This is a genomic window from Streptomyces sp. NPDC051020 (assembly GCF_040683105.1).
Taxonomy (GTDB): Bacteria; Actinomycetota; Actinomycetes; order Streptomycetales; family Streptomycetaceae; genus Streptomyces.
On sequence record NZ_JBFBCG010000201.1, the window covers coordinates 1 to 2,821 of the forward strand.

At 66.3% G+C, this 2,821-nt stretch carries 2 protein-coding genes; one reads left to right on the forward strand and one right to left on the reverse strand.

What is annotated here, in order from left to right; genetic code table 11:
* Nucleotides 1-110: 110 nt before the first annotated feature.
* Nucleotides 111-1,181 carry an IS110 family transposase gene (locus AB0N06_RS38585; protein ID WP_366139333.1) on the reverse strand — a complete coding sequence of 357 codons (1,071 nt, stop codon included), beginning with the start codon at nt 1,179-1,181 and terminating at the stop codon, nt 111-113.
* A 334-nt stretch (nt 1,182-1,515) separates the two neighbouring features.
* On the opposite strand from AB0N06_RS38585, the gene AB0N06_RS38590 reads away from it, so the two are divergent.
* A complete protein-coding gene (locus AB0N06_RS38590; RefSeq protein ID WP_366139334.1) occupies nt 1,516-2,550 on the forward strand; it encodes an IS110 family transposase in 1,035 nt (344 codons plus the stop codon).
* Nucleotides 2,551-2,821: the final 271 nt, after the last annotated feature.

Here is a 2,821-nt window from a genome sequence, read left to right on the forward strand (position 1 = left end):
ACAGCGTCAGGTTCGCCTCGGCCCGGGTGGCGAAGACGCGGCCGCGAACGCATTCGGTCTTGATGAGCATCCACAGATTCTCGGCGAGGGCGTTGACGCTCCTATAGCTGTCAACTCGTTGCGGGGATCGTCTGTGGAACGGGTCGAATCAGGTGGTAGACCTCGCGGATGACGTAGCGCTTGAGGCAGCGGATGATCTCGCGTTTCGTCTTGCCTTCGGCGGTGCGGCGGGCGACGTAGTCGATCGTGGGTTGATGGAACCGCATGCGGACGATGACGGTTCGATAGATCGCGGCGTTGAGCTGCCGGTGGCCGCCGCGGTTGATGCGGTGCCTGCCGCTGGTCATGCCGGAGCCGGTGGGTACTGGAGCGATGCCCGCGAGCTTGGCTAGGGCGGCTTCGGACTTGATGCGTTCGGGGTTGTCGCCGGCCACGACGAGGATCTCCGCGGCTGTGTCCACGCCGATGCCGAAAGGTTCGAGCAGTTGCGGGGCGGCGCGGTGAACCAGATCAGCGATCATTTTCGTCAGGTCCTTGGCCTCGGCGTCGAGGTACTGCCACCGCTTGGCCAGCGTGCGCAGAGCATGGCGCAGTGCGTCCTCGGGGCCCTCCAATTGCCGAGGACGCAGGCCCGCCAGATGCCGGGCCAGGGCGATCTGCGTTTTGCCTGCGGTTTCGTTCCGCAAGGCATCTGGGGCGTGGACAAGCATCGCCTTCATAGTGACCATCGCCGCTGTGCGCTGTTCAACGGCCTGGTCGTGGGCGATCTTGAGCTGACGGATCATCTCGGCTTCGCCGTCGGCGCTCTTGGGCGTGGCCGTCGCGAATCCAGCCAGGACGGCTCGGGCGGCGTTCTCGGCATCCAGGGTGTCGGACTTGCCGTTCATCCGCCGCAGCCGTCGGTCCGGGCGGCCTGCCTCAACCACCTTGTGCCCGGCCCGGCGCAGGAACGAGGCCAGCGTGGCACCGTAGGAGCCGGTACCCTCGACTCCGAACGCCAGCACCTTGCCGAACAAGGCTGCCCAGACCGCAAGTTGCTGGAATCCGCCGGTGTCTGTGGGGATCGTCAAGGTCGCCAGGATTCCGCCGATGGTGTCCATGACTGCCGCGACGTGCACGTGCTTGTGTGTGTCGACGCCGATCACAACATGCCCAGACCTGGGCTGTTCGCTGTCGTCCACGATATTCCTCCCGGTCGCTAACGTGAGGTACACGCTGTCGCCGGTCGGACGGACAGGACTGTCACGGGGACGCTTTGACGAGGTGGCTCCAGGCTCCTGACTTGTTGAATCGACCCCAGATGCTCGGTCTGCAGCCGTAGCGTCCAGGGTGTCGGTCGGCATGGGCCCGCAGTGCTCCTTGCCGCCCTCGGGCTGGCTCACTGATAGCGTGCCGCCGTCGGCCGACACCCGCGCGGTGTGGCTCGACAGAGGCATGAAGGTGACGCAGTGACTTCAAGTCAGGGTGCCCACCGCACTTCCCTTCCTGATTCATCGAGTGCGAGGACAGCAGCCTGTGTTCCTGATCGGTGTCGATCCCCACAAGTCGTCCCACACCGCCGTCGCCGTTGACGCCGCAGGCCATCAGGTGGCCCAGCGCCGGTTCGTCGTCAACGCTGGAACATTCCGCCAGCTGATGCGCTGGTGCGAGCAGTGGCCCGACCGTCGTTTCGCGGTCGAGGGTGCCGGCGGCCTGGGCCGCTCGCTCGCCCAGCAGCTGGCAGCCGCGGGCGAGAACGTGGTCGACGTGCCCTCCACCCTTTCGGCCCGGGCCCGGCTGCTGGCCACCGGAGGAGACCGCAAGACCGACGCCAAGGACGCCCTCCACGTTGCCCAGGTCGCCCTTTTCCGCCATGACCTGCGACCCGTAGTCCAGGAAGACCAGACCACGATCCTGCGGCTGCTGACCGAGCGGCGAGACGACCTGGTCCACGAGCGCACCCGCGTCCTCAACCGGCTCCACGCCGTCCTGCGTGATCTCCTGCCCGGCGGAGCACCCACCGGCTTGTCGGCCGACAAGGCTGCCGCCCTGATGAAGGGCATCCGGCCGGTCACGGCCACCGACAACTGCCGCCGGGACATAGCCCGTGACCTGCTGGCCGACCTGCGCAGACTGGACCGGCAGGTCAAGGACAACGAAGCCGAAATGCGCGAGGCCGTCGCCGCGACCCGCACGACGCTGACCACCCTGCCGGGCCTGGGTACCGTGCTGGCCGCGAAAGTCCTCGGCCACATCGGGGACGTCAGCCGGTTCCCCACCGAGCACCACTTCGCCAGCTATACCGGCAGCGCACCCCTGGACGCCTCCAGCGGCAACAATGTCCGCCACCGGCTCAACACCGGCGGCAACCGCGCGCTGAACTCGGTTCTGCACACCATCGCCGTCTGCCAAATCCGCGACGGCGGGCGCGGGCAGGACTACTACCTCCGCAAGATCAGCGAGGGAAAGACACCATCCGAAGCCCGCAGAGCGCTCAAACGACGCCTGTCCAACGTGGTCTACCGGATCATGAAACGAGACCAACGAACCCACCTCGCTCAAGCCGCTTGACACACAGAGGCGCTATCAGGTCACGTCCTTCCGGCGGCAGCGCTTGCTGCGTGCCCGGCCGGACGGTCGACAGATCAACGCCAGGACACCCGTGGGGTCGGTCGTAAGCAAGGGTCAGACCGTCGCGGCCGGGACTACCCGATCCTTGCGGGATCCGGTACGAAAAGACTGACAGACGTACGAGTCGCCCACTGACCCTATGGATGCATCAACTCCGGCCCGTAGCAGGCGTGTTGTGAGCTTAATGGATGTGTATTGGCAGCCGTGGTCG